The organism is Sphingobium sp. B8D3B, from assembly GCF_025961875.1.
Classification (GTDB): domain Bacteria; phylum Pseudomonadota; class Alphaproteobacteria; order Sphingomonadales; family Sphingomonadaceae; genus Sphingobium.
On record NZ_JAOQON010000001.1, the window covers coordinates 434,525 to 455,637 of the forward strand.

The following is a 21,113-nucleotide window of genomic DNA, read 5'->3' on the forward strand; positions in this document are numbered from 1 at the left end:
ATCGTGCAGCCCCTTGTCTGCGCTGAACGGCTGTGGCACCCGCATTGTCGTGAAGTTCTTGCCAAACATTCTCACCCTCTCGCGGATTCTCGCGGTGCCCCTGCTCGTCGCCCTTTTGTGGCCGGCCGAGTCTGTCCACGCCTGGCGCCTCGGCTATCTCGCGGCGTTCGGGCTCTACTGCCTGATGGGCATCACCGATTATTTCGATGGCTATCTCGCCCGCGCGCAGGGCACGGTCTCCAAGCTGGGCGTGTTTCTCGATCCGATCGCGGACAAGATCATGATCGGCGCGGTGATTCTCATCCTGTGTGCCAACCAGAACATCAACGGCGTCCATATCATCGCGGCGCTGGTGATCCTGCTGCGGGAGATTGCGGTTTCTGGCCTGCGGGAGTTTCTCGCGGGTCTGCGGATTTCCGTGCCGGTGTCGCGCCTCGCCAAGTGGAAGACGGCGTTTCAGCTTGTCTCGCTGGGTGCGCTCATTCTGGCGGGCGGATTGCCGCATATCGCGTTCATCCAGCTTGCCGGCCTCGTCACCTTGTGGGCGGCCGCTCTGCTCACCCTGCTTACCGGCTGGGATTATCTGCGCGCCGGCCTCAAGCACATGACGATCTGATCATGGCCGACATCACGATTCTCTATTTCGCCTGGGTGCGCGAGCGGATCGGTCTGGACGAAGAGCAGCAGCCCGTGCCCTCGCCGGAGACGACCGTTGCGCAACTTCTCGATGCCTTGGCAGCCGGTAGCGCTGGTCATGCGGCGGCCTTTGCCGACCGGGCGCGTCTGCGCGCGGCGCTGGACCAGAAGTTCGTGCCGTTGGACACTGCCATCGGCCAGGCGCGCGAGCTGGCGATCTTTCCGCCCGTGACCGGTGGCTGACGCCACGCCCTCGGTCTCGCTGAGCGTCACGGCGGAGGATTTCGATCCCGGCCGCGAACTGGCTCGGCTTGAAGGGCTGGATGGTGGCGGGATCGCGAGCTTTACGGGGCTGGTGCGCGATGATGGCGGGCTGCGCGCGCTCCTGCTGGAGCATTATCCCGCGATGACACAAGCGCAGATCGGAGCGGTGGTCGAAGAGGCCTGCGCCCGCTGGCCGCTGCTCGGCGTGACGGTGATCCACCGGTTCGGTGAACTGCCGGTCGGCGCGCGCATCGTCTTCGTCGGCACCGCCTCCGCCCACCGCGTCGCCGCACTCGAATCCTGTGCGTTTCTCATCGACTGGCTCAAAGTCTCTGCGCCCTTCTGGAAGCAGGAGATCCGGCATGACGGCTCGGCGGGCTGGGTCGAAGCGAAAGGCGCCGACGACGCGCGCGCCGCGATCTGGCGGCAGGGGCGGCTGGACCCGATCTGACGGCCGCCGCGCTCAGGCGGCCTCGGCTGTCTCCTGCTGGCTGGTCGCGGCGTTGCGCAAAATGTCCGCCATCAATCGGAAGTCGGCTTCCCGCGGCGAGTTGCGCCGCCAAACCAGGGCGATCTCGCGATGGGCGCTCGGCGACTGGATCGGCCGCGCGGTGATCTTGGTGTTGGCAAGAATGCCGCCCCTTATCGCCATGTCCGGCAGCAAGGTCAGGCCCAGGCCATTATCCACCATCTGCACCAGCGTATGCAGCGACGTGCCGGTGATGGTCGCCTCGGTACGCAATTCCGCGCGGTTACAGGCGGCCAGCGCATGTTCCTTCAGGCAATGGCCATCCTCCAGCAGCAGCAGGCGGTTGCCGTCGATCATCTCGGGCGTGATCAGGGCCGGCGGATCGCGTGGATCGTCCTTGGGGAAGGCGACGAACAGTGCATCGTCGAACAGCACCTCGATTTCCGCGTCGCCGCAGGGGAAGGGCAGGGCGAGCAGCACGCAATCGGCATGGCCGTGGCGCAGCGAGTCGAGCGCCGCATGGCTGGTTTCCTCGCGCAGATAAAGCTGCAGCGCCGGGCGCTCCTCGCGCAGTCTGGGCAGCAGCCGGGGGAGGAGAAACGGCGCGATGGTGGGGATGACGCTCATCCGCAATTCGCCGACCAGTGGCGTGCCGGATGCCTGCGCGATAGCGGCCAGTTCTTCGGCCTCGCGCAGCACCCGGTGGGCTTTGGTGACGATGCGGTCGCCCAGCGCCGTGAAGCGCACGATACGGCGCGTACGCTCGACCAAGGTGACGCCGATCAGCGATTCAAGTTCGCGAATGCCGGCGGAGAGCGTCGACTGGGTGACGAAGCACGCATCCGCCGCACGCCCGAAGTGGCCATGTTCCTTCAGCGCAACCAGATATTGGAGCTGCTTGAGGGTCGGCATGTAGATCGACATTGATCGCCCTTTCCGCTGGAAAGGGGCAATTTAATCGATCTAGCCGATCAGTTCAAGCGAGCGCAGGATGCCGTAGCCGGTGGTCAAGGTCAGCACGCAACCGACCATGATGAGCAACGGCCGGGCCGGCACATGCTTGGCGATCCAGGCGCCGAGCGGCGCCGCCAGCACGCCGCCAATCAACAGCCCGGTCGTGGCGGTGGTGAACGTCTCCCAGCCGAGATGGACGAGAAAGGTGATGCTGATCGACAGCGTCAGGAAGAACTCGACCGTATTGACCGTGCCGATGGTGTGGCGCGGGCTCGTGCCCTGGATCAGCAAGTTCGAGGTCACGACCGGACCCCATCCGCCGCCACCGGATGCATCGAGGAAGCCGCCGAGGAGGCCGAGCGGCGACACGAACCGGGGGTCGCGCACATGCGCCTCGGTATGGCGCAGGCCGCGCCACAGCAGCCAGAGGCCGATAAAGGCAAGGTAGGAGAGGATATAGGGCCGGATCAGCTCGCCATCGATGTTCGAAAGGAAATAGGCGCCCGCAACGCCGCCGATCATCCCGGGAACCACCAGCTTCCAGAACAGCTTCCAGTCGACATTGCCATGCAGCACATGGCTGATCGCGGAGACGGCGGTGGTGCACGTCTCTGCGGCATGAACGCTGGCGGAGGCTGCCTTGGGCGGAACACCGAGCGCGAGCAGGAGGCTGCTGGAAATGACGCCATAGGCCATGCCGAGCGCGCCATCGATTATCTGCGCACCGAAGCCGACGGCCACGAAGGGCAACAGCATCAGCGCAAAATCCATCCAGGCGTCGGGCAAGGGCAAGCCTTTCTCAATTAACTCACTGGACAATAGGCCCGCCGTTTCCGGCTTGGCAAGGAAATTGTCCTTGGGCCTAATCCTGGCAACGCTCTAGAAATTTCAACGCATCGCGACTAGATAGCTGCTCTTGTCGGCCAGCAAGGGACGCTTTGCCATGGGGCTTTTGTCCTATCTCGATTCCGTGAAAGAGCGCGATCCCGCGCCGCGTTCGCGGCTGGAAATCCTTATTTATCCGGGAGTCTGGGCGCTCGGCCTGCATCGGGTCGCGCATCAGTTGTTTCGCTGGCGGCTCTTCTTCCTTGCGCGTCTGGTCAATCATTTTTCCCGCTTCCTGACCGCCATCGACATTCACCCGGGTGCGACGATCGGAAAGAATTTCTTTATCGATCACGGCTTCACGGTCATCGGCGAAACGGCGCTGATTGGCGACAATGTCACCATCTACCAGTGCGTGACGCTGGGCGGCACTGATCCGGCGAACGGAATCGCCGGTAAGCGCCACCCGACGATCTGCGATGGCGCGATCATCGGATCGGGCTCGCAGGTGCTCGGCCCGATCACCGTGGGTGAGCGCGCGCGGGTGGGGGCCAATGCCGTGGTGACCAAGGACGTGCCGGCCGGTGCGGTGATGATCGGCATTCCAGCCCGCGCGACGCTGGTCGATGCCAAGGAATATCAGAAGCCGTTTACGCCTTATGGTACGCCCTGCAGCGAGACCTACGATCCGGCGACGCAGAAGCTGGAAATTCTCCAGTGCGAAGTCGAAGTGCTGCGCAAGCGGTTGGCGGATCTGGTCGCCGAGCAGGAAGCCCGGCGCGCGGACGGCGCTGATGGCCAGTCCCGCACCTCGGCTTGATGAGCAACGTCACACCATTTCCTCCCCGGCCCACACCGGTCAATAGCCCGCCCACGCAGACGAGTTTCGACCGACTGGAACTCTCGCGGATCATGGATCTGTACGGACGCATGGTCGCGGCGGGGCAGTGGCGCGATTACGCCATCGATCTTAATCGGGACGTCGCGATCTTTTCCGCCTTCCGCCGCACGGCGGAACGCCCGGAGGTGCGCATCGAGAAGCGCCCGTCTCTGCGCAACCGCCAGGGCATGTGGGCGCTGATCGGGGAGAATGGCGTCATCCTGCGCCGGGGGCAGGAACTGGCCGGAATTCTGGCGCCTGTCGAACGCCGGCTGATGAAGCTGATCGAGGACTAGGGGCAGGCGCGTCGCCGCGAGGTCTCTCACCCGACTGTCGCAAAACTGTCATCAAACTGTCATACCGGCGTCCGACATTTGAACGGAGCATGGACCTTGCGATTTCCCCTGATGGCGGCGCTTCTCGCTGCGAGTGCGCTGACGCTTCCTGCGCCTGTTCTGGCCCAGGCGTCCCCGCAAGCCTCCACCCCGGATGACGTCGCCGCGCTGCGGGCCGAGATTACGCGGCTAAGAGCGCAGCTTGAGAGCATGGAGGCCCGGCTCGGCAAGGTCGAGGGCACACAGGGCGCGTCCTCGACGCCCTCCGCGGCCCCCGAGGCGGCGGTCGCCTCTGCCCAGACGGCCACCCCTGCGCCCGCAGCGAGCGCCAAGCCGGACACCCAAGTGAGCTGGCGTGGCGCGCCGCAATTTACCGGCGAGGGGGGGCTTTCCTTCAAACCACGCGGTCGGCTGCAACTCGATACCAACGTCGTCTCCCGCCCGGATGGCATCAATGCGCCCACTTTGGGCTGGTCGGCCGACGTGCGCCGCGCCTATCTCGGCGCGGACGGCACGCTGGGCGGCGGCTTTGGCTATCGGCTGGAGCTGGATTTCGCGTCCGGCAGCGCGCAGTTCACCGACGCCTGGCTCACTTATGAGCGTGGGCCGCTTACGCTGACGGTCGGGCATCACCGCATCACCACGCTGGAAGACCTGACCAGCGATCTGGAAACCAGCTTCCTCGAGCGCGCGGCCTATACGCAGGCCTTTGGTCTGGAGCGGCGGCTGGGGCTGTCGGCCACCTACCGCATCGGCGACATACTGCTTTCCGCCGGCGCCTTTGCGGATGATCTCGCGGCGCTGGGCACGTCCGGCGTCACCAGCAACAGCTATGCGCTGGATGGCCGGCTGGTGTTCATGCCCAAGCTCGGCGAAACGCAGCTTCATCTCGGCGGCTCGCTGCATCACCGGGAGCTGAACGATCTGACGGACGTCCTCCACTATCGCGCCCGGCCCGGCGCGCGGACGACCGATGTGCGCTTTGTAGACACCGGCCTGTTCAGCGCCAGCGCGGAGACGGGCTATGGCCTGGAATTTGCGGCCTTGCGGGGGCGGTGGCATGTGGCAGCGGAAGGCTTCTGGCAACAAGTGGCGCGTCCGGGCCTTGCCGATCCGACCTTCTTTGGTGGTTATGGGGAAGTCGGCTACATCCTCGCCGGGGCTTCCGGCCGGGGCTATCGCAACGGCGCCTTCGGCTCGATCAAGCCCACACGCGGGCTGGACAAGGGCGGCTCGGGCGCCTGGCAGCTCAACCTGCGCTATGACTGGCTCGATCTCGACGATGGCCTGATTAATGGCGGCCGCGAGCAGACCTATGGCGTGTCGCTCATCTGGGTGCCGATCGAGCGGGTGAAGTTCCTGGCCAATTATCTGCGCGTCGAGGTCAGTGACACGCCGGTGCTCGCCGGATCGCGCGACGATTATGGCAGTGACGTCTTCGGTCTGCGCGCGCAATACGAATTCTGACGAGCGGCGCGACCGCGCGTTTCTAAAGGCGCGCGGTCAGGCGGCGTCGGCATCCAGCGAGTAGCCGGCCGAGCGGACGGTGCGGATGATGTCCGGCAGTCCGCCGGCATTCACGGCCTTGCGCAGCCGGCGAATATGCACATCGACGGTGCGCAGTTCGATCTCGCTGTCCTGCCCCCAAACGCTGTCGAGCAGGCGCTCGCGGGAGAACACCCAGCCGGGATGTTCGAGCAGATGGCGCAGCAGGCGGAATTCGGTGGGGCCGAGCGCGACGAGTTGCCCCGCGCGCCGCACCTTGTGGGCCACTGTATCCATTTCCAGGTCGGCAAAGGTCAGAACTTCGCCGGCGAGGGCAGGGCGGACGCGGCGCAGCACAGCGTTGACGCGGGCGATCAACTCCCGCGGGCTGAACGGCTTGGTGACATAATCGTCAGCGCCGGTTTCGAGGCCCCGCACGCGGTCTTCTTCCTCGCCGCGCGCAGTGAGCATGATGATCGGCACATTGGCGGTCTCCGGCATCCGCCGCAGCCGCCGGCAGACCTCGATGCCGGAGAGATTCTCCACCATCCAGTCGAGCAGCACGATATCCGGCGTGCTCTCCTGCGCCAGAATGAGCGCTTCCTCGCCGTCGGGCGTCTGCGTGACGTCGAAGTCTTCGCGCTGGAAGTGCCAGATGAGCAGTTCCGCCAGCGCCGCATCGTCCTCGACGAGCAACATCTTTGCGCGGACCACCACTCAGTCCTCCGCCAGCAGGTCGACTGACGTTCCCTTCTCCCGCTCCGGCGGCTTGGCGCCGGTCGCGACATAATGGACCATCTCGGCGATGTTGGTGGCGTGGTCGCCGATGCGCTCCAGATTCTTGGCGATGAAGAGAACATGGGCGCTCTCGGAGATCATCTTCTGGTTCTCCATCATGAACGTCACCATGGTGCGGAAGATGGAATTGTAGAAATCGTCCACCGCCCGGTCCCGCTCGATCACGGCCAGCGCCTGCTGCGCATCGCGCGCGGCGAAGGCATCGAGCGCGGACTTGACCATCTCGCGGGCGATCTGCGCCATGGAGGGGAGCAGCGAGAGCGGCTCCATGCGGCTGGAGGCCGTCACCGTCTCCACGCGCTTGGCGATGTTCTTGGCATAGTCGGCCATGCGCTCGACGATGCCGGCGATCTTGAGCACCGCGATGATCTCGCGCAGGTCGTCCGCCATTGGCGCGCGGAGGGCGATGGTCTGCACCACCAGCCGCTCGATATGCGCGTCCAGCTCGTCGATCCGCGCGTCGCCGGCAACGACGCTCTTGGCGAGCGCCACATCGCGTGTCGTCAGCGCCTTGATGGCATTGTCGATGGCATCCTCGGTGAGGCCGCCCATCTCCGCGATCAGCGCCCGCAGGGCGTTGATGTCGTCGTCGAAGGCCTTGAGCGTGTGTTCCGTCATAGCTCGTTCCTGTCCATCCAATCGGCCGATGTCAGCCGTAGCGTCCGGTGATGTAATCCTTGGTGCGCTCTTCTCGCGGGTTGGTGAAGATTTCGGTCGTCGGCCCCTGTTCCACAAGCTTGCCCAAGTGGAAGAAGGCCGTCCGCTGGGAGACGCGCGCCGCCTGCTGCATGTTATGCGTTACGATCACGATGGCGTAGTTGCCCCGCAGCTCCAGGATCAGCTCTTCGATCTTGGCGGTGGCGATCGGGTCGAGCGCCGAGCAGGGCTCGTCCATCAGGATCACTTCCGGGTCCACGGCAATCGCGCGCGCAATGCACAGGCGCTGCTGCTGGCCGCCCGAGAGCGCGGTGCCGCTCTCGTTGAGGCGGTCCTTCACTTCCTCCCACAGGCCGGCGCGGCGCAGCGACTTCTCCACGACCTGATCGAGGTCGCTCTTGCTGGCGGCAAGGCCGTGGATGCGCGGTCCATAGGCGATGTTCTCATAAATCGACTTGGGGAAGGGATTGGGCTTCTGGAACACCATGCCCACCCGCGCGCGCAGCTGCACGACGTCCATGCCGGAGGCGTAGATATCCTCGCCGTCGAGCGTGATCTCGCCTTCAACCCGCGCGCTCGCCACCGTATCGTTCATGCGGTTGAGCGTGCGCAGAAAGGTGGACTTGCCGCAGCCCGAGGGGCCGATGAAGGCAGTCACATGATCCAGGTCCACATCGATCGAGACATTGTCGATCGCCTGCTTCTCGCCATAGAAGACCTTGACGCCGCGAGCGGACATCTTGGGTGCGCTGGTCTGAATATCGGCCATTACCATTTCTTCTCGAATTTGTTGCGCAGGAAGATCGCGATGCTGTTCATCGTGAGCAGGAAGGCGAGCAGCACGATGATCGCGGCGGAGGTCTTTTCAATAAAGCCACGGCCCACTTCGTCCGACCACAGGAAGATCTGGACTGGCAGCACGGTGGCGGGATCGGTGAAGCCGCCCGGCGGCTGCGAGACGAAGGCACGCATGCCGATCATCAGCAGTGGCGCGGTCTCGCCCAAGGCGCGGGCCATGCCGATGATGGTGCCGGTGAGAATGCCGGGCAGGGCGAGCGGCAGCACATGGTGGAACACCACCTGCACTGGCGAGGCTCCGATGCCGAGCGCCGCATCGCGGATGGATGGTGGCACCGCCTTGATCGCATTGCGCCCGGCGATGACGATGACCGGCATGGTCATCAGTGCCAGCGTCATGCCACCGACCAGCGGCGCAGAGCGGGGCAGGTGCATCACGTTAAGGAAGATGGCGAGGCCGAGCAGGCCGAAGATGATCGAGGGCACCGCTGCCAGATTGTTGATCGACACCTCGATGAGGTCGGTCCAGCGATTGCGCGGCGCATATTCCTCCAGATAGAGCGCGGCGAACACGCCGATGGGGAAACTCAGCGCCAGCGTGATCACCATCGTGATCAGCGAGCCCTTGAGCGCGCCCCAGATGCCAACCATGGTCGGGTCCGTGCCATCGCTGCCGGTGAGGAAGCCGATGTTGAAGGCGGTCGAGAGCGCGCCGGCATCGCCGAGCTTCGTCACCAGCGCTTCGTCGGCGGGTGCGCCATCGCTCTTCATTGCCACGTCCAGGCCGGTCGAGGCGGGCAGGCTCACCGTGGCCTTGCGCTGGAGAATCGTCGGATCGCTGATGATCGCCTTGCGCAAGGTGAGTACGGCGTTGGGCGAGAGGATCTGGGTCTCGGGGAGGCCGAACGCCTCCCTCGTGGCCTGCTCCAGCACCGCCGGCAGATTGGCACTGGCCAGCGCCTGCTCGGGGTTGGTCGCCAGCACCGCCGGATCGATCAGTGCGGGCGAGCGCGGGAAATCGATGGGCACGGCGACTTCCGTCTGCGTGAAGCCACGCAGGCCATTGCCCATCATGGAGATGAGCAGGAAGGCGAGGAAGCCTGCCGAGACCAGCACCGCAGCCATGCCCCAGAGGCGGAACCGGCGCTCGGCGGCATAGCGGCGCGCAATGCGGCGCTTCATCGCGTCGCCGCGCCAGTCGGTCGGCGCGCGTTCGGCGCGGTCGCTGGCCGCAGCCCGGTCGAGAACAGTCTCGCCGCTCATTCGTAAGCCTCCCGATATTTCTTCACGACCCGCAGGGCGACGATGTTGAGCAGCAATGTGACGACGAACAGCACCAGCCCGAGGGCGAAGGCGGCGAGCGTCTTGGCGCTGTCGAACTCCTGGTCACCGGTCAGCAACTGGACCATCTGCGTGGTCACGGTCGTCACGCTGGAGAAGGGATTGAGTGTGAGGTTGGCGGCAAGGCCGGCGGCCATCACCACGATCATCGTCTCGCCGATGGCCCGGCTCACCGCCAGCAGCACGCCGCCGACAACGCCGGGCAGCGCGGCGGGGATGAGCACCTTGCGGATCGTCTCGCTGGTCGTCGCGCCCATGGCGAGGCTGCCGTCGCGCATCGATTGCGGCACGGCGGCAATGCTGTCGTCCGCCATGGAGGAGACGAAGGGGATGATCATGATGCCCATGACGAGGCCCGCGGCCAACGCGCTCTCGGAGGATGCGTTGGAAATGCCGAGTGAGACCGCGAGGCTACGCAGTGCCGGCGCCACAGTCAGCGCGGCGAAATAGCCATAGACCACCGTCGGAACGCCGGCGAGCACCTCAAGGATGGGTTTCATCCACTTGCGCGTCGTCGGGCGGGCATATTGGGTGAGGTAGATGGCGCTCATCAGCCCGAGCGGAATGGCGACGATCATGGCAATGATGGCGCCGATGAAGATCGTGCCCCAGAACAGCGGCACTGCGCCAAAGGCGTCCTCATTGCCATAGCCCATCGCGGCCGATTGCGGGCTCCAGTTGAGGCCGAACAGGAAGTTGAGCGGGTTGACCATCGAGAAGAAGCGCATCGATTCAAACACCAGCGAGGCGACGATGCCGGCGGTGGTGACGATGGCGATCAACGAGGCGCCGAGCAGCGACCACATCACCACCTTCTCGACGCGGTGGCGCGCGGTGAAGGTGGGGCGGACGCGCGAGAGGGCATAGGCGCCGCAGGCAAAGGCCAGGATCGCGGCGAGGATCGCGCCCATGGTCGAATAACGCATCGTCGCGACGCGATAGGGCTCAACCAGCTCCGTGGCTTGCGGATTGAAGGCCGCCGCCTGCGACCCGCTGGCAATGGATTGTGCTTCGGCAAGGATCGCGTTGCGCGAAAAATCATCGGTGGGCAGGGTCTGCGCTGCGGGCGTGGCCAGCACCGAGTCCGCGATCAGCGCGGGCATCACATTCGCCCAGACTGCGAGGAAGGCGAAAGCCGGCAGCATGGTCCACAGCGCCACATACCAACCGTGCTGGGTGGGGCGGCTGTTGGTTGCCAGACGGCCGACTTCCGCCTGCAGCCGGGTGGCGCGTGCCCGGGCGATGATCCAGCCGATCACCCCAAGCGCGCCTATGATCAGGACGATCATTACGCCGGTCATTCGCTCATACCCCCTTGGCCATTCAACCTGGCAGGAACCGGTGGCGGCAGCGCGCCGTCACCGGTTGGATTGTCCGATCAGTGCAGTTCGTCGCCGTTCAGCACGGTGAGGTTTGCGATGCGCTCGGCATTGGCCGTGCGCACATCTTCGGGCGCGGCGACCATGCCACGGCGGGCCAGCGCGCCATCGGGTGCCCAGTTCTTAGCGAAGGCTTCCATATAGGCCTTGAGGCCCGGAATGGCCGCGAGATGGGCCTTCTTCACATAGATGTAGAGCGGACGGGCACCGGGATAGGAGCCGCCGGCAACAGTTTCATAAGTCGCTTCCTGCCCATTGATGGCGATATCGCGCACCGTGTCGCGATTGGCGTCGAGGAAGGAGAAGCCGAAGATGCCGACCGCATCGGGATTGGCATTGAGCTTCTGCACGATCAGATTGTCATTCTCGCCGGCATCGACATAGGCGCCGTCCTCGCGGATCTGCGTGCAGAGCTGCTTGTGCTTGTCTTCATCCTTGGCCTTGAGTTCCTTCATGGCCGGGTCGGTGTCGCAGCCCGGGGTCAGGATCAGCTCGGCCAGCGAATCGCGCGTGCCGGAGGTCGAGGGCGGGCCGAAGACGGAGATGGCAATGGCAGGCAGCGCGGGGTCGATGTCCTTCCAGGTCTTGGCCTTGTTCGGGCCCTTGCCATAAGGATTGGCGGCCAGCGCTTCGTAGACCTGCTTGGTGGTCAGCGCGATCTTGGGGCCTTTCACGGACTCCGCCAGCGCCAGGCCATCGAGGCCGATCTGGATTTCGATGATCTCGTTGACGCCGTTCGCCTTGCACGCCTCGAACTCGGATTTCTTCATCCGGCGAGAGGCGTTGGCAATATCCGGGTTCTGGGCGCCGACGCCCTTGCAGAACAGGCTGATGCCGGCACCGGTGCCGGTGGATTCGATGATCGGCGCTTTCACGCCGGGATTGTCATTCTGGAAGAGGCGCACTGCCTCCTGCGCGAAGGGATAGACAGTGGAAGAGCCGACAGCGCGGATCTGATCGCGCGCGCCGCCACCGGGCTGGTTCTGGCAGGCCGCGAGCATGAGCAGGGACGCGGCGAAAAATGCATGACGCATGGACTGGTCTCCGGGAGGCGCTTGTGTTGCCCGGCGTCGCCTTAGAACCGGGTTCCTCGCGCCTGTGTGACGTTTCTGTTTCACTTTTGTGACTCGGTCACCCCGGCAGGTGCGGCTCGCGCGGCGCCGGCCGCGGCGTCCTCGCCCGCAAGAGCGCGGAAGACCGGCAGTTCCACCCGCACGGTGGTGCCGACCCCGACCTTGCTGTCGAACTGAAGAATTCCGCCATGACGCTGCACGATGTGCTTCACAATGGCGAGGCCGAGGCCCGTTCCGCCCATCGCGCGGCTGCGGCTTGAGTCGATTCGGTAGAAGCGCTCGGTGAGGCGGGGGAGGTGTTCGGGTGGAATGCCCTCGCCCTGATCGCTCACCGCTAGCAGCACCATGTTGCGCTCATGCGGCTCGGCCCGAACCGTCACCGCCGTGCCGGCCGCGCCATATTTGAGCGCATTGCTGATGAGGTTGTGAAGCAGCTGGCTCAACTGCGCACGGTCGCCGCGCACCGGCGGCAAGTCCGGGTCGACCTGCGTCACGATATCCTGCCCGCGCTTGTTCTGCCCCTGGCGGAACACCTGCACCACTTCCTCCACCAGCGGGGCGAAGGCCACCGGCTGGTCGGGCGAGCGATATTTGTCCGCCTCGATGCGGGAGAGGGACATGAGATCGTCCACCAGCCGCTGCATCCGTCGTGCCTCGCCATCCATGATGGTGAGGAAGCGCTCGCGGGTGGCGGCATCCGCGCCAGCGACCGGGTCGCGCAGGGTTTCGATGAAGCCGAGGATGCCGGCCAGCGGCGTGCGCAGCTCGTGGCTGGCATTGGCGACGAAATCCACGCGCATCCGCTCGGCGGCCTGCTTGTCGCTCTGGTCAAAGAGCAAGGCGAGCAGGCGGCCATTGGCAATCGGCTGAATGTCGAGCGCCCAGCTTTGGCCGGCGGCGCCCAGGCCGATGATGTCAACGCGGGCGGGGGCCTGCGCCTGATTGGGACCGGTGAGCAGATCGATCGCGGCCGGGTGGCGCAGCGCCAGCCGCACGTCCTGCCCGATGATGTGGCGGCCGAGCAGCGCCAGCGCGGCGTCATTGCAGCGCTCGATCCGCCCGCGCTCCACGATCAGGCTCGGATGCGGCAAGGCTTGGAGCAGCGTGTCGATCTGGCTGAGGCTCGCGCCATTTGCGTCAGGGGCAGGTGCCGAGATCAGGGACGGCGTTGCGCGGCGCTCCAGCGCATCGAAGAGCAGCGCGACGCCGAACAGGCAGGCCACCGCCGAGGTCAACGTGGCTTCCGCGCTGCCGGTCAGGGCGTAGACGATGACGGTCGCGAGCGCCCCCGTCAGCAGCAAAATCCAGATCGAGCGATCGATGCGGGCCATGGGCAACCCCGTAGATGATTCGCTCTGCCAGCGCGATTCCAAAGATCGCGGCGCTGGGGCGGGGAGGGGCTTAGACCGTCCAGCGCTCCAACAGCGGTACCAACTCGTCATAATGGTCGATGCCGGCATCCGCGCCAATCTCTTCCGCCGTGCAGGGCACGAAGCCGAAGCTGACCGCAATCGAGGGGATGGCGGCAGCACGGGCGGCCAGGGTGTCATTGTCGGTATCGCCCAGGAAGATGGTGCGGCCGCCGCCGGCCTTCTCGACCATATCCAGCAGCAGATCGGGCAGCGGCTTCATCCGGTTGGGGCCGAGCGTGTCGCCGCCCACGATGGCGGCGAAGCGGTGGGTGAGGCCGAGCTGATCGAGCAGGCTGCGCGCCAGTGCCTCGCGCTTGTTGGTGCAGACGGCCAGTCGCACCCCGCGCGCGGAAAGTGCGTCCATGGCAACGATCAGGCCCGGATAGGGTTGGGTATGCACCGCGATGTTGGCGGCATAATGGTCCAGCAGGATCGGCAGCAGCGCATCGACCAGCGCCTCGTCCTGCTCACCCGATTCCTGCAGTGCCCGCGCCAGCATGCGCCGCGCACCCTTGCCGATGAACGGGCGAATGGTCTCGACCGGAAAGGGGCCGTAACCGCGGGTGGCGAGCGCGTGATTGACGGCGGCGGTCAGGTCCGCGCCGGTATCCAGCAGCGTGCCGTCAAGATCGAAGCCGACAAGGTCGAAAGCAAAGGTGGTCATCGCTGCCCCATGCCTTCTGGGCAGTGGCGCGATCAAGTCAAACATGGCAAGGCTTGCCTGCCCTGTCCTGATCGCCCCTCGATCTCGCCAACAAGAGAGTGCCCGTGCCCGATCCGATCAACCGCCCGCTTGCCGTTATCATTCTTGCTGCCGGCCAGGGGACGCGCATGAAGTCGGCCAGGCACAAGGTGCTGCATCCGCTCGCTGGCCGCCCGATGCTGCTCCACCTGCTGGCAAGCGCCGGCGCGCTCGATCCGGCGCGGCAGATCGTCGTGGTCGGCGCCGGGCGCGAGCAGGTGGAGGCCGCCGTGGCCGGTCGCGGGATCGACATCGCGGTGCAGGCCGAACAGCTCGGCACGGGCCACGCCGTGGCGCAGAGCGCGGCGGCGTTACAGGGCTTTGCGGGCGATGTGCTCATTCTCTACGGCGATGTGCCCTTGGTGCGCGCCGAGACCATGCGCGCGATGATCGCACGCCTGCATGACGAGGATGCGCCGGCCTGCGTCGTGCTCGGCTTCCGCCCGCGCGACCCCGCCGCTTATGGCCGCATCATCGCCACTGCCGATGGACGCATTGGCAAGATGGTCGAGTATAAGGACGCGACTGAGGCCGAGCGCGCCGAGGATCTGTGCAATTCCGGCCTGATGGCCGTGCGGGCCGAGGATCTGTTCGCGCTGCTCGACCGGGTTAGCAATGATAATGCAGCGGGTGAATATTATCTGCCGGATATCGTGATGCTCGCTGCCGTCGACGGGCGGGCGAGCGCGGTCATCGAAACCAGCGCTGATGAGGTCGCCGGCGTGAACAGCCGGGCCGAACTGGCGGCGGTCGAGGCGAGCTGGCAGCAGGCACGGCGCGCGGAAGCGATGCGCGACGGTGTGACGCTGGTCGCGCCGGAGACCGTGTTTTTCGCTTATGACACCCAATTGGGCCGCGACGTGACCGTCGAGCCGAATGTGATCTTCGCCCCCGGCGTGGTGGTGGAGGAGGGCGCGACGATCCATGCCTTCAGCCATTTGGAGGGTGCGCATGTGGGCCGCGATGCCTCGGTCGGGCCGTTCGCGCGGCTGCGGCCCGGCGCGCGGCTGGGCGAAAAGACCAAGGTCGGCAATTTCGTCGAGATCAAGAAGGCCGTGCTGGGCGCGGGGAGCAAGGTGAACCATCTCTCCTATGTCGGCGACGCGCAGGTGGGCGAGGCGGTGAACATCGGTGCCGGCACGATCACTTGCAACTATGACGGCTATTTCAAGCACGAAACAGTGATCGGCGACCGCGCCTTTATCGGCTCCAACAGCGCGCTGATCGCGCCGGTGCGGATCGGCCGGGATGCCATCGTCGCGGCAGGCAGCGCCGTATCGCGCGATGTCGGGGACGGAGAGCTACGCTTGGTCCGCGCGGAACAGTTCGTGAAGCCGGGCTGGGCCGATCGCTTCCATGACGCGATGCGCAAAAAGAAAAGTGCGGCGCACAAGAAAGACAGCTGAGGCACTTGCCATCCGGTGGCATTTTATCGACGAACGGAGGAAAATTTCTGCGGGATTGTCGAAAATGTCCAATCGCCCTGGCAGCATTTTTGAGAGGGTCGAGCCCAGCAGATGAGCAGCGATCCTTCGTGGGACACAATCGGCTTTGCCCGGTTGTGGGGAGTGCAGCGCTGATCATCGATCCTTATCGGTGCGAGCCGAACCTGTCCGTGGGAAATGCGCCGCCGGGTGCATTTGGGCAGTTGGGATAGGAAAGAGGGCGGCCAGCTATGTGGTTCGCCCTCTTTTCTTGCGTGGCCGAGGCACGCATTGACATGATATCACGATATGATATCAATATATCATGCGCTTCCTGGCTGACCTTTCCGACGACGATGTGAAGTGGCTTGAGGAGCAGGCCGCGCAGCAGGGGACATCCCGCGCGGCCATCCTCCGCGAGGCCGTCAGCAGCTATCGTGCCGCCCAGTCCATGCAGGGAGTGGAGCGTTTTTTCGGCCTCTGGGCGCAGCATGGCTCGTCAGTGGATGGGCTGGCCTATGAACGTCACGCCCGTGGCGAGTGGGATCGGGACTGGGAGAGCGCCGAGGGCGCACCTCAGCCGTGAGCGAGTTCTACTTCGACACCAATATTCTCATCGATGCGCTTCATGAACGCCCGCAGGCCTGGGCGGAGCTGCAGCGCGCCCGCCGACCGTGGATCAGCCGGATCAGCTGGATCGAGATCATGGCCGGCGCCCCGGACGGGCTCCATGCCGATACCGAGCGCTTTCTGGATCTTTTCGCGATCGCGGAAGTGAGCGAGGAAGTGGGGCGGCGGGCCGCATCGCTTCGGCAGCAGCGCGGCTCGCTGAAATTGCCTGATGCCATCATTCTGGCATCGGCCCAGTTGAGCGGGCGCATATTGGTGACGCGCAACAGCAGGGATTTCCCGGCCAATATGCCGGGCATCCGCATCCCCTACACGATCTGAATTCAAGGAAGGCTCACCCCCATGTGCGGAATCATCGGCATCGTCGGCACGCAGGATGTTGCGGAGCGCCTGCTCGACGGGCTGCGGCGGCTCGAATATCGCGGCTATGATTCCGCCGGCGTCGCCACGATCGTGGATGGCCGGATTGAGCGGCGGCGGGCCGAGGGCAAGCTGGTCAATCTTGCTCGCGTGCTGGCCGCCGAGCCGCTGGCGGGCGCGACGGGGATCGCCCATACCCGCTGGGCCACCCATGGCGCGCCGACCACGAGCAACGCGCACCCCCATGCGACGGACGAAGTCGCGGTGGTCCACAATGGCATCATCGAGAATTTCAAGGCGCTGCGCGATGAGCTGATCGGGCGCGGGCGGGTGTTCGCCAGCGAGACCGATACCGAGGTCGTCGCGCATCTCGTCAGTGAGCTGGTTGAGCAGGGCGCCGCGCCGCAGGAGGCGGTGAGGCAGGTCCTGCCTCGTCTGCACGGCGCCTTCGCGCTCGCCATCCTGTTCCGTCGTCACCCTGATCTGTTGATCGGCGCGCGCCTTGGCTCGCCGCTGGTGGTCGGCCATGGCGATGGCGAGACCTATCTCGGATCGGACGCGCTGGCGCTGGCCCCGCTCACCCAGCGCATCGCCTATCTGGACGAGGGCGACTGGGTGGTGGTGACGCGCGAGGGCGCGCAGGTGTTCGACCGGGCCAACAATCCCGTCGAGCGCGCGGTCACCATTTCCGGCGTGTCCGGCGCGATGATCGATAAGGGCAATCACCGCCACTTCATGCTCAAGGAGATTTACGAGCAACCCGTGGTGGTGGCGCAGACGCTGCGCAGCTACCTCCGGCGGATCGACGACACGCTCTCGCTGCCGATTCCGGACTTCGACCTGTCGGCCATCGGCCGGGTTACGATTGTTGCGTGCGGCACCAGTTTCTATGCCGGCATGGTCGCCAAATACTGGTTCGAGCAGTTCGCCCGGGTGCCGGTCGATCTCGATTTCGCCTCGGAATTTCGCTATCGCGAGCCGGTGATGGAGGCGGGCGGCCTTGCCCTCTTCATCTCCCAGTCCGGCGAGACGGCCGATACGCTCGCGGCGTTGCGCCATGCCAAGGCGGAAGGGCAGAAGATCGCCGTCGTCGTCAACGTGCCGACCAGCTCGATGGCGCGCGAGGCGGACCTGCTGCTGCCGACCCATGCGGGCCCGGAGATCGGCGTCGCCTCGACCAAGGCCTTCACTTGCCAGCTCGCCGTGCTCGCGGCGCTCGCGGCCAATCTCGCCCGCGCCAAGGGGCGGCTGACGCGCGAGGAAGAGCAGCGGATCGTCGGCCACTTGGCCGAGGCCCCGGCCGCGATCAATCAGGCGCTGATGCAGGACGAGGCGATCCAGGCCCTCGCGCCGCATATCGCGCCCGCGCGGGATGTGCTCTATCTGGGGCGCGGCACCGATTATCCGCTGGCCCTCGAAGGTGCGCTGAAGCTCAAGGAAATCAGCTACATCCATGCCGAAGGTTATGCGGCGGGTGAAATGAAGCATGGCCCCATCGCGCTGATCGACGAGGCGGTGCCGGTCATCGTCATCGCGCCCTCAGGCCCGCTGTTCGAGAAGACCGTCTCCAACATGCAGGAAGTGCAGGCCCGCGGCGGCAAGGTCGTGCTGATCTCGGACGAGGAGGGCATCGCCGCCGCCGGCGAAGGCTGCCTCGCGACGCTCGCACTCCCCAAGGTCCACCCCCTCATCGCGCCGATGGTCTATGCCGTACCCGTGCAACTGCTCGCCTACCACGTCGCGGTGCTCAAGGGCACGGATGTCGACCAGCCCCGGAATTTGGCGAAGAGCGTGACGGTGGAGTAGGTTCGACCTCTGAGCGTGGCCCCTTGCGGCGCGTATAGTTTTTTAAATGGCGATTAAAATTCGCCGATTTCGAATTTGCGACAATTAAAATTGTCAGATTATTCCGAAATAATATAAGTATTTAGGCATTGGTATCTTCAAAAGTGCATCTTGTCGAAAGGGCATGCCAGTGGCCGGGTGGTTAGCATCTGAGCAAGAATGATAGTACAGATCGGCCATGCACCGGACCTCCGGTCTTAACGCCGATCCGCTAGTTGCGCAGGGTGGCTGCTGCTCATGCGTGCCCACGCAACCACGGCACCTTACTGGCGGCCGAAGTAGGGTGTGCGTGTTTCCGTCGACCGTCGTGCCAACGGCAGCGTCGCACGGCTGGACGATCGATTGGGAAAAACAGTTTCATATCCTGCGCATCGGTGGCCACAAGAGCCTGTTTCCGCTTGTAGAGGTCTCATCCTATGCTCATGATAACAATGCTGGTCGCTGCCGCGGCCCCACCGCAAGATGTGGTGAGGGCAGATCCTGTCGCCGGCATGCTGCCCGCCGGTATCGGCGAAGATGAGGTCGTGATTGCCGGGATCACGGATAGCGCCGTTCAGAAGTGCGTTCGGTTTTTCGAAGAAGAGCTGGCGCCGGAGGCGGGCATGCGTATCGACCGCAGTGCGATGACGTCCAGCCCGGAGCAAGGGCAAATCTGGCGGGCAGATGCGGTGAGCGTGCAACCGCCCCTGCGCGCGTCGCGGTTTACCTGTACCAAGGACGGCAAATCCATTGAGCCGCTAGGCGCGCCAGAGGCGGAATCGCCCGGCAAATGACCATGAGGAAAGGACAGCTGTTGAACGGCAAAATCGGTACGTTGCTATGCGGTCTGCTCGCGCTGGCGCCGATGGCCGCCCAGGCGCGCTCTTCGCAGTGGTGGTTCGTGGCACAGGGTGCAGACCGGGTTCTTTTCGTTGATGTGGGCTCCATCGAGCGTGAGGGCGATATCGTCCGGTATCAGGCCAGCCAGGTGATCCGCGATCCCAATGATCCAGCGGCCCTCATCCGCGCCTATATGGTGACCGACTGCAAGAAGCGCACCGAAAGCTGGGATATGGCGATGCGCTATGACGCTGAGGATCAACGGCTCGACGAGACCGCCGTGAGCTTTCCGACCGAAGCCGTCCTGCCCAACACGATCGGCGATGCGCAATTGCAGTTCGTCTGCGCCGCGGATCGCGCGCAGAGTGACGGCTTCCCCCTGCAGATCGACGAAGTCGCTTTTGCCGAAGCCCTGATCGCTGACACCCAGGCGTCGGAAAGCCCGGCGGCAATCCACGAACGCATGCGCCTTGATCCCAAGGTGCCAGTCATTCGCTCGAAGGCGCCCGGCGTTGAAACCTTCGGCACCCCGCAGACCACGCGGGCGGGACATGCCGTCGTTCCGCCACGGGATTATGCGAAGGGTGTGCAGATCCCCATCGCCAGTGATTACGACACGGATGTGGTCGGGCAGATTTATGACATTGCCTATCTGGGCGTGAAGAATGGCGAGTTGGTGTTCGAGAAGCGTGGCTACAGCATCGACGACCTCGCTCATGCCGGTTCCGGCCAGCCCATGCGCTTTCCGCGAGCGCAAAAGACAGTTCATATCGGCGACTTCATGATCGACGTGCTTGAGGCTACGCCGCAATCGCTGCGCTTTCGCGCACAGCTCGTCCGGGAGGGCGCCGAGGGACAAGGCGGATGACCTCGGCCTTGCGGCCCATGGTCGTCCTCGCGCTGGCAATCGCCTCCGTGGTGCCTCCTGCGCAGGCGCAGGAAGTCGCGACAGCAACGCAAGCGCCCCCAGGAATGGAGGCGTCACAAGAGGACGCGCTGACCTCCGTGCCGGACCTTGTCACGCGCTGCGACGGAGAGGATGCGGACAGTTGCGCCGAACTGGGCGAGCGCTACCGTGAAGGCCGGGGTGTCGCCCGCGATCTGGTGCGGGCGACCTATTTTGCCGGCAAGGCGTGCAATCTTGGTGATATGGCAAGCTGCACCATGGCCGGCTTCGCTTATGGGCAGGGGCAGGGCGTTGCCCTGTCGATGGACCGAGCCACCGCTTATTATGCCTATGCCTGCCGGAGCGGCGATGCCACCGGATGCTCGAACCTCGGCCTCGCTTATATTCGCGGGGATGGCGTTACGAAGGATGACGTCCGCGCCGCTGCTCTCTTCAGGCAAGCCTGCGACAAGGGATCGTCCGACGGATGCATGAACCTCGGCGCTGCCTATTCGCTGGGCAAGGGATTGCGCCGGAATCATGCAGAAGCCGCGCGCCTGTTCCGGCAAGGCTGCGACGCGGGCGATGACAAATCATGCTATAATCTCGGCGTTCTCTATCGGGACGGCCTCGGCGTGCCGCGTGACTATGTGCGGGCTACGGAATTGTTCGAGAAGACGTGTCAGACTGGCGACGCGAGCGCTTGCGGCAATCTCGCGATGATGATCCACCGGGGTCAGGGAGTCCGTAAAGACCGTAGCGGCGCGCTCGGCATGTTCGACAAGGCGTGCGGGCTCGGGGAGGCGGAAAGCTGCTTCATGCTTGGGAAGGCCGAGTTGGACGGGAAGCAAGGTCGTGATCGCAATCATGCGCGAGCGATTGCCTTGCTGGAGCGATCCCTGAAGCTGGACCCGAAGGCCTCCTTCGCCGGCAAGGCGAGGAAGGCGCTCGCCGATGCACGCGCTGCGGCAAGCGCTTCAAGCGCGGTCGAGGATGGCGGAGAGGAATAGCGCTGAGGTGCGCGCCCCGGATTTATCGCGGGCTAGGCCGATTCTGTCAGTGGCCACCGTTCCTGACAATCGATGAACACCGCTCTCACGA

The 21,113-nt window shown here is 64.9% G+C and carries 23 protein-coding genes; 13 read left to right on the plus strand and 10 right to left on the minus strand.

The annotated features are described in order from the left end of the window. Positions 1 to 13: 13 nt before the first annotated feature. Genes pgsA through M2343_RS02045 form a run of 3 tightly spaced genes read left to right on the plus strand, consistent with a single transcriptional unit; the run spans position 14 to position 1,351 of the window. Positions 14 to 616 carry a CDP-diacylglycerol--glycerol-3-phosphate 3-phosphatidyltransferase gene (gene pgsA, locus M2343_RS02035; protein WP_413715999.1) on the plus strand — a complete coding sequence of 201 codons (603 nt, stop codon included), beginning with the start codon at positions 14 to 16 and terminating at the stop codon, positions 614 to 616. 2 nt (positions 617 to 618) lie between these two features. Continuing rightward, positions 619 to 879, plus strand: coding sequence for a molybdopterin converting factor subunit 1 (moaD, locus tag M2343_RS02040; RefSeq protein ID WP_264575404.1), 261 nt, complete (start codon positions 619 to 621; stop codon positions 877 to 879). Beyond that, on the plus strand, positions 872 to 1,351 hold the full coding sequence (locus M2343_RS02045) for a molybdenum cofactor biosynthesis protein MoaE (protein WP_264575405.1): 480 nt from the start codon (positions 872 to 874) through the stop codon (positions 1,349 to 1,351). The genes moaD and M2343_RS02045 overlap by 8 nt, the downstream gene beginning before the upstream one ends. 12 nt (positions 1,352 to 1,363) lie before the next feature. Here the strand turns inward: M2343_RS02045 and M2343_RS02050 are convergent, their stop codons facing one another. Both M2343_RS02050 and M2343_RS02055 read right to left on the minus strand, forming a co-directional pair. Next, positions 1,364 to 2,293: a hydrogen peroxide-inducible genes activator gene (locus M2343_RS02050; RefSeq protein ID WP_181560151.1), complete on the minus strand. Its 930-nt coding sequence runs from the start codon at positions 2,291 to 2,293 to the stop codon at positions 1,364 to 1,366. Between the two features lie 39 nt (positions 2,294 to 2,332). Next, complete coding sequence (locus M2343_RS02055) at positions 2,333 to 3,094, minus strand: sulfite exporter TauE/SafE family protein (RefSeq protein WP_181561460.1); 762 nt, start codon at positions 3,092 to 3,094, stop codon at positions 2,333 to 2,335. A gap of 172 nt (positions 3,095 to 3,266) precedes the next feature. Here M2343_RS02055 and epsC point away from each other — a divergent pair, with 172 nt between their 5' ends. From epsC to M2343_RS02070, 3 genes are all read left to right on the plus strand, one after another. Beyond that, on the plus strand, positions 3,267 to 3,968 hold the full coding sequence (gene epsC, locus M2343_RS02060; protein ID WP_181560150.1) for a serine O-acetyltransferase EpsC: 702 nt from the start codon (positions 3,267 to 3,269) through the stop codon (positions 3,966 to 3,968). After that, positions 3,968 to 4,324: a DUF2794 domain-containing protein gene (locus M2343_RS02065; protein WP_264575406.1), complete on the plus strand. Its 357-nt coding sequence runs from the start codon at positions 3,968 to 3,970 to the stop codon at positions 4,322 to 4,324. Before epsC ends, M2343_RS02065 begins: the two co-directional genes overlap by 1 nt. A gap of 96 nt (positions 4,325 to 4,420) precedes the next feature. Next, positions 4,421 to 5,830, plus strand: coding sequence for an OprO/OprP family phosphate-selective porin (locus tag M2343_RS02070; protein WP_264603853.1), 1,410 nt, complete (start codon positions 4,421 to 4,423; stop codon positions 5,828 to 5,830). Between the two features lie 36 nt (positions 5,831 to 5,866). Here the strand turns inward: M2343_RS02070 and phoB are convergent, their stop codons facing one another. From phoB to M2343_RS02110, 8 genes are all read right to left on the minus strand, one after another. Continuing rightward, positions 5,867 to 6,562 carry a phosphate regulon transcriptional regulator PhoB gene (gene phoB, locus M2343_RS02075; RefSeq protein WP_181560147.1) on the minus strand — a complete coding sequence of 232 codons (696 nt, stop codon included), beginning with the start codon at positions 6,560 to 6,562 and terminating at the stop codon, positions 5,867 to 5,869. 3 nt (positions 6,563 to 6,565) lie between these two features. Then, on the minus strand, positions 6,566 to 7,264 hold the full coding sequence (gene phoU, locus M2343_RS02080) for a phosphate signaling complex protein PhoU (protein ID WP_181560146.1): 699 nt from the start codon (positions 7,262 to 7,264) through the stop codon (positions 6,566 to 6,568). A 31-nt stretch (positions 7,265 to 7,295) separates the two neighbouring features. Beyond that, positions 7,296 to 8,078, minus strand: a complete 783-nt coding sequence (gene pstB, locus M2343_RS02085) for a phosphate ABC transporter ATP-binding protein PstB (protein ID WP_264573226.1) — start codon at positions 8,076 to 8,078, stop codon at positions 7,296 to 7,298. Next, complete coding sequence (gene pstA / locus M2343_RS02090) at positions 8,072 to 9,364, minus strand: phosphate ABC transporter permease PstA (protein WP_264575408.1); 1,293 nt, start codon at positions 9,362 to 9,364, stop codon at positions 8,072 to 8,074. The genes pstB and pstA overlap by 7 nt, the downstream gene beginning before the upstream one ends. Then, positions 9,361 to 10,743, minus strand: coding sequence for a phosphate ABC transporter permease subunit PstC (gene pstC / locus M2343_RS02095; protein WP_264575409.1), 1,383 nt, complete (start codon positions 10,741 to 10,743; stop codon positions 9,361 to 9,363). The genes pstA and pstC overlap by 4 nt, the downstream gene beginning before the upstream one ends. Positions 10,744 to 10,820: 77 nt before the next feature. Further along, on the minus strand, positions 10,821 to 11,855 hold the full coding sequence (locus M2343_RS02100) for a substrate-binding domain-containing protein (protein ID WP_264575410.1): 1,035 nt from the start codon (positions 11,853 to 11,855) through the stop codon (positions 10,821 to 10,823). A gap of 80 nt (positions 11,856 to 11,935) precedes the next feature. After that, a complete protein-coding gene (locus M2343_RS02105; RefSeq protein WP_264575411.1) occupies positions 11,936 to 13,225 on the minus strand; it encodes a sensor histidine kinase in 1,290 nt (429 codons plus the stop codon). Positions 13,226 to 13,295: 70 nt separating this feature from the next. Beyond that, positions 13,296 to 13,970, minus strand: a complete 675-nt coding sequence (locus M2343_RS02110) for an HAD hydrolase-like protein (RefSeq protein ID WP_264575412.1) — start codon at positions 13,968 to 13,970, stop codon at positions 13,296 to 13,298. Positions 13,971 to 14,137: 167 nt separating this feature from the next. Between M2343_RS02110 and glmU the strand changes: the two genes are divergently transcribed. The 7 genes from glmU to M2343_RS02145 all read left to right on the plus strand — a co-directional run bounded on the left by glmU (position 14,138) and on the right by M2343_RS02145 (position 21,022). Then, on the plus strand, positions 14,138 to 15,454 hold the full coding sequence (glmU, locus tag M2343_RS02115; protein WP_264577473.1) for a bifunctional UDP-N-acetylglucosamine diphosphorylase/glucosamine-1-phosphate N-acetyltransferase GlmU: 1,317 nt from the start codon (positions 14,138 to 14,140) through the stop codon (positions 15,452 to 15,454). A 343-nt stretch (positions 15,455 to 15,797) separates the two neighbouring features. Beyond that, the gene (locus M2343_RS02120; protein WP_181560140.1) at positions 15,798 to 16,058 is read left to right on the plus strand and encodes a ribbon-helix-helix protein, CopG family; all 261 of its coding nucleotides are present in this window, start codon (positions 15,798 to 15,800) and stop codon (positions 16,056 to 16,058) included. Further along, a complete protein-coding gene (locus M2343_RS02125; protein WP_264575413.1) occupies positions 16,055 to 16,423 on the plus strand; it encodes a type II toxin-antitoxin system VapC family toxin in 369 nt (122 codons plus the stop codon). Before M2343_RS02120 ends, M2343_RS02125 begins: the two co-directional genes overlap by 4 nt. 21 nt (positions 16,424 to 16,444) lie before the next feature. Beyond that, complete coding sequence (gene glmS / locus M2343_RS02130) at positions 16,445 to 18,268, plus strand: glutamine--fructose-6-phosphate transaminase (isomerizing) (protein WP_264575414.1); 1,824 nt, start codon at positions 16,445 to 16,447, stop codon at positions 18,266 to 18,268. Positions 18,269 to 18,738: 470 nt separating this feature from the next. Continuing rightward, complete coding sequence (locus M2343_RS02135) at positions 18,739 to 19,080, plus strand: hypothetical protein (RefSeq protein ID WP_264573218.1); 342 nt, start codon at positions 18,739 to 18,741, stop codon at positions 19,078 to 19,080. Between the two features lie 20 nt (positions 19,081 to 19,100). After that, positions 19,101 to 19,994: a hypothetical protein gene (locus M2343_RS02140; RefSeq protein WP_264575415.1), complete on the plus strand. Its 894-nt coding sequence runs from the start codon at positions 19,101 to 19,103 to the stop codon at positions 19,992 to 19,994. Next, positions 19,991 to 21,022 (plus strand): tetratricopeptide repeat protein, encoded by a 1,032-nt coding sequence (locus M2343_RS02145; RefSeq protein WP_264575416.1) that lies wholly within the window; start codon positions 19,991 to 19,993, stop codon positions 21,020 to 21,022. The genes M2343_RS02140 and M2343_RS02145 overlap by 4 nt, the downstream gene beginning before the upstream one ends. Positions 21,023 to 21,113 lie beyond the last annotated feature (91 nt).